Annotated in this window: 7 protein-coding genes and 1 pseudogene; 1 reads left to right on the top strand and 7 read right to left on the bottom strand. The window is 68.7% G+C overall.

Annotated elements, in window-relative coordinates; all coding sequences use genetic code 11:
- Positions 1–40 precede the first annotated feature (40 nt).
- Together ABZ646_RS36690 and ABZ646_RS36685 are read right to left on the bottom strand one after the other, a co-directional pair.
- A complete protein-coding gene (locus tag ABZ646_RS36690) occupies positions 41–646 on the bottom strand; it encodes a TetR/AcrR family transcriptional regulator (RefSeq protein ID WP_360529011.1) in 606 nt (201 codons plus the stop codon).
- A 468-nt stretch (positions 647–1,114) separates the two neighbouring features.
- Positions 1,115–1,282 (bottom strand): hypothetical protein, encoded by a 168-nt coding sequence (locus ABZ646_RS36685; protein ID WP_360529008.1) that lies wholly within the window; start codon positions 1,280–1,282, stop codon positions 1,115–1,117.
- Positions 1,283–1,541: 259 nt separating this feature from the next.
- Between ABZ646_RS36685 and ABZ646_RS36680 the strand changes: the two genes are divergently transcribed.
- On the top strand, positions 1,542–3,473 hold the full coding sequence (locus ABZ646_RS36680; RefSeq protein WP_360529005.1) for a hypothetical protein: 1,932 nt from the start codon (positions 1,542–1,544) through the stop codon (positions 3,471–3,473).
- A gap of 54 nt (positions 3,474–3,527) precedes the next feature.
- Here ABZ646_RS36680 and ABZ646_RS36675 read toward each other — a convergent pair whose 3' ends face one another.
- The 5 genes and pseudogenes from ABZ646_RS36675 to ABZ646_RS36655 form a co-directional block, all read right to left on the bottom strand.
- A complete protein-coding gene (locus ABZ646_RS36675; RefSeq protein ID WP_360529002.1) occupies positions 3,528–4,031 on the bottom strand; it encodes a hypothetical protein in 504 nt (167 codons plus the stop codon).
- 4 nt (positions 4,032–4,035) lie between these two features.
- The gene (locus ABZ646_RS36670; protein ID WP_360528999.1) at positions 4,036–4,596 is read right to left on the bottom strand and encodes a hypothetical protein; all 561 of its coding nucleotides are present in this window, start codon (positions 4,594–4,596) and stop codon (positions 4,036–4,038) included.
- A 622-nt stretch (positions 4,597–5,218) separates the two neighbouring features.
- Positions 5,219–6,034, bottom strand: a complete 816-nt coding sequence (locus tag ABZ646_RS36665) for an SAM-dependent methyltransferase (RefSeq protein WP_360528996.1) — start codon at positions 6,032–6,034, stop codon at positions 5,219–5,221.
- A gap of 169 nt (positions 6,035–6,203) precedes the next feature.
- Positions 6,204–6,387, bottom strand: a pseudogene (locus ABZ646_RS36660) (transposase); the annotation flags it as partial.
- Between the two features lie 121 nt (positions 6,388–6,508).
- The coding region (locus ABZ646_RS36655; RefSeq protein ID WP_360528994.1) for a MarR family transcriptional regulator at positions 6,509–6,878 on the bottom strand (370 nt) is incomplete at its 5' end.

Raw genomic sequence — 6,878 nt, 5'->3', positions numbered from 1 at the left:
ATCGGCTCGTCCGGCAGCTGAGCGATGCGCCGGTCGCGGTCTACGCCGCCGACTGGACGCTGGTCAGCGCCGGCAGCAGCAGGGCGTCCATGACCGCGATGAGCTGGTCAGCGTCGGCCTCGGTGCCGGTGAAGAGCTTCTCCACGAAGACGCTGCCCATGAGGAACGTCTCGGCGTGTGCCAGGGCTGGATTGTCGGCGCGGATCGTTCCGCGCGCGACGTGCCGGGCCAGGATGGTGCGCAGCGCGCCGAGGTAAGGGGCGAACAGGACCTCCCGCAGTGTCTGGGCGAGGCCCGGGTCGGACATGACTGCCTGCCATATGCCCAGCGTCGGGGCGCCCTTGGGGGGCGGTGCCGGCATCATGCGGGCCAGCGCCACCAGGTCGTCACGCAGGCTGCCTGCGTCGATGTGCGGCAGGGGCGGGTACTTGCGGGCCGTCATCGCCGTGATCACCAGCCTGGGTTTGTTCTCCCACTGCCGGTACAGCGTGGCCGTGCTCGCCTTCGTCCGCCGGGCCACCTCGTCCACGGTCGCCTGCTCGTAGCCGACCTCGGCGACCAGGTCGAAGGTGGCGTCGAGGATCTCGCGCTCACGCTCCTGCGTCAGCCGCTTGCGCCGTTTGGAGGGCAGCGCCTGCTTCTTCATCAGTGTTCCCGTCGTCCAGCTTGCCGGTCCGCGTCTGTCCACCTGGACAGCCAAGATTCGAAAACGCACTTTCGACAATACGTTTTCGATAAGCCGGAATCAAGGCCACTGAGGTCCGCAGCGGCCTCAGCCGACTCCCGTACAGCCACGACTTCCTCGACGGCTGCCAAGACCGTCCCGGTCGCGCAATGCCATCCAACGGACGACGTCAGGCGGCCGGTCGCACGGCGCAGTGGGCCCGACTTTCCGGTCTGAGTTGGCCCCACCTGCGGGGCGCACGGGAGCGTTCGGGGGTTGTTCCGGCTTGAGTCGGCCCCACGGGCTGGCCGGGTCTGGGACGCTCGCGATATGCGGCCGTGAGGGGGCGAGGCCAGATGGTGTCTTCGAAGGAGGAGCCTTTCTACCGATTCGGCGGGACTCGTGACAGCAGGGGCTGTCGATGCGCGCATCGGCGCGAAAGAACAGGGTTCACCGTCGTTTGGCGCGTGAATTCTTGTGCACGGCGGTGCCCGCGCCGCGGCGCACTCCGCGGCGGAACTCGCCCCGGCTGAAGCCGTTCACGAAGACGCTCGACCAGTGGCTGGTCGAGGACGTGGACGCGCCGCCGTAGCTGCGGCACACGGTCAGCGCGTTCATCGAGGCGTTACGACACACCTTCGCCACCACTCCCGGCCGCTCCCCCGCGCTGACTGGCGCCGTCCCCGCGGATCCACGCCGGATCGGCGCCGGATCAACCGCAGCTCAACGCCACACAACGGCAAGCCGGATGCCCGGACCAGCGCCCGGACGGTGACGAATCGTGGAGAGCACCGAGCCACTGTCATCGGCCTCCGCGCATCCGGCGGATCCCGCTGGGCCGGTCCCGCTCGTCCGAACCGACGCGGAAGGAACAACCGTGACCACAGCACCGAACCCCGGCGTTCAGAACCAGATGGTCCCGCTCCCCAACGGTACCCGGGTACGGCTGCAGAACGGCAGCGTCAAGACGGTCCTGGAGCACCGCTACAGCGGCGCGGCCAACGTACTGCAGTACCTGGTCGACAAACAGAAGGCGGACTGGCAGTCGGCCAAGTTCTGCACGGTCGTCCAGCCCGAGGTCACCGCGCCGGTCATCGTGCCGCAGCCTTCGCAGCAGGCCCAGTCGCTGCCCGACGGGCGGCTGGTGGCCCCGGCCACCAGGCACGTCATCGCCACCGACGCCGACCACCCGAACGCCAACGACCAGCGGATCTACCGCACGCCCGGCGGACTGCGGGCGGCCCAGCTCGACGGCCGGAGCCGCCTCTTCGGGGCCAACCCCGCCGACCACCCGCAGATCCTCAACCTCACTACCGTCACCGACCGCGCCTTCACCAGCCAGGCGCGGCTGACCATCGGCGACTACCAGCACGACGACAGCGGCCTGCACGTCAATGTGCTGGTCGAGGGCGTACTCGACCAGGTCGCGGTGCCGCACGACCTGATCGAGATCGTGCTCACCAAGCCCCTGGTGACCCCCGGCAAGCCGACCGAGGACACCCAGTTGGAGACCATGCTGGTGCTGACCCCGCCGGTCAACGAGAACCGGATCCAGTTCGACGCCTTCTACACCTGGGCGCAGTTGGCGAGGCTGCTCGGCCTGCCGACCCCCGGGGCCGACCTGCGCCACGCGGTGTGCACAGCCTTCCCGCAGTTGGGCGTCGAGGCCCGCTGGTACGACCGGCTCGCCTCCGGTGCCAACGGCGTGCTCCACACCAGCGGCGGCAACAAACTCAAGGACGGCTCGGGACAGATCACCTTGCGGCCGATCACCCAGGATGACCGCAAGGCCTCGGAGGTCGTCCGCAACACCGACTGGAACCTGAGCGAGGTCCTGCGCGCCTCGCGCCCCGTCTACGTGGCCTACCAGGACCTGCTGCAGCCGGGCAAGGAGATGGCCACCACCCTGGAGGCCGAGTCCGAGTTCCTGGTCGACTCGACCCAGTACCAGCGGGTGTTGGGCAAGCTGGCCGATCTGCTGCACACCCCCAGCCTGTGGTCCGAGCTCGGTGTCACCGACCTGAAGTGCGACGACCTCGACAAGGAAAACGGGGAGGTGAAGCCGCGGGTCTCGAAGGACTCCTACTTCGACACCCCGGGGCTGCCGCTGCTCACCCACGGAGTGGTGCTGCGCCGGCGCGAGGTGAAGAAGGACGAGGCCGGGGTGTACCTGTTCGCGGTCAAGGGCCGGATGGTGTCGCTCGGCGGGACCGGGAAGGAGCGGATCAGGCTGGCGTCCCAGGTGCATCTGATCGACCCCGTACAGCAGTCCCGGTTGGAGCACTTCCTGGCGGACATCTCGGTCGACAACGCGTTCGCCCGGGTGCTGAACGACGCCCTGCCCGGTTTTGACCCCTCGGGCGTGGCGATCCGGTTGGTCGTCAACTCGAAGCGGGTGAAGTACACCTTCACCCTGGAGAACAGTACGACGGTCGAGTTCAGCGCGGACGAGGCGACCGCCGCCTTCAGCGGGAAGTCCGCGATGCTGCACTGCATCGAGTTCGGCGTCGGGCACCCGGGCCTGTTCATCGGCCAGGGGCCCGGGGCGCAGGGCTCCGGGGCTCAGTCGTCCGCCGCCCCGGTGCCGCTGCAGCCCGCGGGCGGCACGCCGCTGATCATGAGGCCCTACCACGTGGCGGCCGACCTGGACAATCCGGCGCTGTTCGAGAAGCGGGACTACCACCAGTATCAGGCGCTGCGGGACAGCGTGCTGGCCTACCTGTTCGGAACCCCCGAGCCGAAGCTCGAGCTGGCCGGCAACAAGGCGCAGCGGCTGGCCCACGTCCTGGGAATGACCAAGGAGAAGTAGCGCGGCCTGTCGGCTGCAGTGCTTCGAGCCGCAGTGCCTCCGGCCGCTGCGCTCTCAGCCGACGGCTCCCTTCCACTGCGAGGGGGTGAGGGGCACGAGGCGAACCGTGGCTCGGCCGCCAGGCTCCAGAAAGGGCATGTCCTCGACCCAGAGCAAGGCGATGTCGACCGCCCGTTCACCAGCGGGTGAGAGGTGTCCGATGTCCCACATGGGCCGCAGAACCCCGTGGCCGGCGATGGGCATCGTACGTCGCGCCTCCGCGGCGGGGCGGAGCGTCAGGTCGGCCCGGACCATGCCGTTACGGATCTCGGAGCACCGCCAGTGGCACCAGGCCGAACTCCGCTCAAGCCGGAGCAGGTCAGCCGCTTCAGCGAGCTTTGCCCAGAATGCGAGAGGAAGAGGATGGCCGTCCCCGAGATCCTCCAGCAGGCCCAGGGCGATCTCCCACTCATCGTGGACGAGGTAGTTCCAGATGTCCCGCACCGTGAGGTCGTTCTCGGTGGCGGTCTCTTCCGGAACCAGCAGCGAAGCCGATTCGAGCAACTCAGGAACGTCCATGCGCTCATTGTCGGCCGTGCGCCTCCGGAGCCGCCTCGCCCCGGCCGGTGTCGAGCCGACGGTCGTCGACTGAGATCGGGTGGTCAGCGAGGGAGCGCCGTGCCGTCGGTCGGATGGTGTTCGGGCCGTCCACCTGTCCGGAGGTGTCACCGTCGGCTACAGGGTGATGAGGGCGGCGGCCAGCATCGCGGCGTACCAGTACTCGAAGAGGCGGTAGCTGAGGTGGTCGTAGGCCGGTGAGCGCCTGCGGGCCACGCGCCAGGCGATGGTGAAGCACAGGGCGGCTGTTGCCGGTTCGGCGATCCAGACCGTGGTGGTGGACGCGCAGCAGGAAGTGGGTGACGCGGCCGGCCGCGGTGTCGCCGGGCAGGTCGCGAAGGTCCTGGAAGGGGATGAGCAGGAAGATCAGGACGGCGAGAGTGAGCATCCACCGCCAGGTGTCCGCGGTGAGCGGGGCGGCCATCTGCGAGGCCGGAGCGAGCATCAGCAGCGCACCGAAGCCGATGACGAGGTCCTTGACGAGCCACCGGCGGGCGCCGCCGGCCAGGTTGTGCAGGATCGTCATCGCCTCGGGAGGACTTGTTGATGCCGTCTTCGAGCCGACCGGTGAGCTGGTTGGTGAGGCAGAAGCTGTAAAGGCAGAGGTAGAAGTAGAGGATCGCCCCCGCTACGGTCCACGTGAAGCGATCGGGCGCCAGCCGGTGGTGCCAGGCGGCGGCGATGGTGAACACCACCCCCGGACAGAGCCCGGCCCACACATCGTTGCGGACGAACCGCCAGCTCAGCGCCGCCTCACCCGTGACCGCCCGCCACGGTGCGGGCCACGATGGGGGCGGCTGCGCCGCGCGTGAGTACCGCCATGGTCTTGTTCGCCTGTCCACTTCGGTGGCTCCAGTGGGGGTTTGGTTGACGCGCGAGCAGCGGCGTGCAGCGGCGTCAGCCGTGCCGGCCCCGTCGGGAAGGCCGACGCGCCGCGGTCGAATGCGCGTCCCGGCTCCCTCGGACGGCAACCAAAGGACCCATGACGCGCCGCGGAGGTCTTCGACCGGCTGCCGGGGCAGACAGCCTGAGCTGCCTCGCCCCGGCTCATGCTGTCGAGCAGGGTGTGCTGACAGGCAACGAGTCGCCCTCGGGGACGGGGGCGGGCCTGCCCGTGAGCAGGTGTGGCAGCGAGGTGCAGCGCGAGATCACGGCTTCCGTGCCACGGCTCCCAGTTGAGGCACGACCGTGGGTGCTGTGCCGGGCTCCGGCCGCCACAGCGAGCAGGACACGAGTCCGGGTTCCAGGAGCGTGAGCCCGCCGAAGTACTGGGCGACCTCCTCGCTGCTGCGGGCGGTGACCGGCGGTTTGGCGTTGGCGTTCCAGAACTCCATCGCCTCGAGTTGGAGGTCGCCGCCGAGTTCGGGCTCCGTGGTGGGGTGGGTCAGTACGAGGAAGCTGCCGGGGGGCAGCGCCTCCACGAGCCGACGTGCGATGGCCCGCGCCTCGTCATCGTCGAGGACGAAGTTGAGGATGCCGAGCAGCATGAGTGCGATGGGCTTGGAGAAGTCGAGTGTCTGCCCGGAGATGCGCAGAATGGTGTCCGGGTCGTGCACATCGGCGTCGATGTAGTCGGTAGCGCCCTCCGGGGCACTGGCCAGCAGTGCGCGGGCGTGCGCGAGGACGATGGGGTCGTTGTCGACGTACACGATCCGCGACTCGGGGGTGATCCGCTGGGCTATCTCGTGGGTGTTCTCCAACGCCGGCAAGCCGGTGCCGACGTCGAGGAACTGGCGGATGCCGTGCTCCCGTGCCAGACAGCGCACGGCGTGGCCAAGGAACTCCCGGTCGGCGCGCGCGATGTCGCGGATGACGGGGATCATTCCGGCAACGTGATCGCCCACCTGCTGGTCGACCTCGTAGTTGTCCTTGCCGCCCTGCCAGTAGTTCCACACGCGTGCGTTGTGCGCCGTCCCTGTGTCGAGTCGCTGCACTGCGGCGTCGGCGCTCTGGTTCTCGCTCACGTCTTCCTCTCCTCGCACGCCCAACAACCGCATGAAGTCGAGCACTTGCGGTCAAGGCTGCGCTACGGCACATCAGTAAGCGCCATTTTGCCGCACGGTGACGTTGTCGCGTCCCGGAACAGGCTCGAAGCACGCCGGGCCGCCGCCATGCGGAGCTGCCCGTCGAGGTGTGGACGGTGCCGCAGGCGCTACAGGTCCATTCCCGCACGTTGAGGGGTTGGGGGCCGTCCACGGCGCCGCAGGCCCAGGAGGTCGGTGTGAACCGGCCGATCTTGACCAGGGTGCGGCCGTACCGTTCCGCTTCTGTACTCCAGCATGCCGATGAACGATGACCATCCGGCGTCGTGCACGGCACAGACACCACCACCATCACCCACGCGCTCGCCCACGATCAGAACACCCACCCCACCGACAACGCTCCGTAACGAATCCCCCGGGCTCTACCGCGAAAAGGAACCGCGCGCACGGCAACTGCTAGGCAGCGTCGTTGTCATCGCGCAGGGAATGAACCATGCTCCGCAGGATCCGGAACGCGGCTGCCTGCTCGGGCTCCGTCATGCCGGCCAGCATTCTCACTTCGACGTCCCGTACCGCCGCACTCGCCTTCTCCAGGCTCCGACGGCCGCGAGGCGTGAGCCGTGCGGGAAGGGCCTTTCCCACGGGCGCTTCCGCGGGCCTGGTCACGTAGCCGTCTCGTTCCAGGGCCTGGAGCAGCACGTTCATCGACTGCCGCGTCACGAACGCGCCACGCGCGAGCTCGGAGTTCGACAAGCCCGGCCGCTGAGCCAGCAGTTCGAGGCAGGAGTAGTGCGTCACGGTCATCCCGAGTGGCCGCAACACCTCC

The sequence above is a fragment of the Streptomyces sp. NPDC007162 genome (assembly GCF_040634175.1).
Taxonomy (GTDB): Bacteria; Actinomycetota; Actinomycetes; order Streptomycetales; family Streptomycetaceae; genus Streptomyces.
Note: the sequence above shows the minus strand (reverse complement) of the source record. Positions and strands in the feature narration are given on the sequence as shown.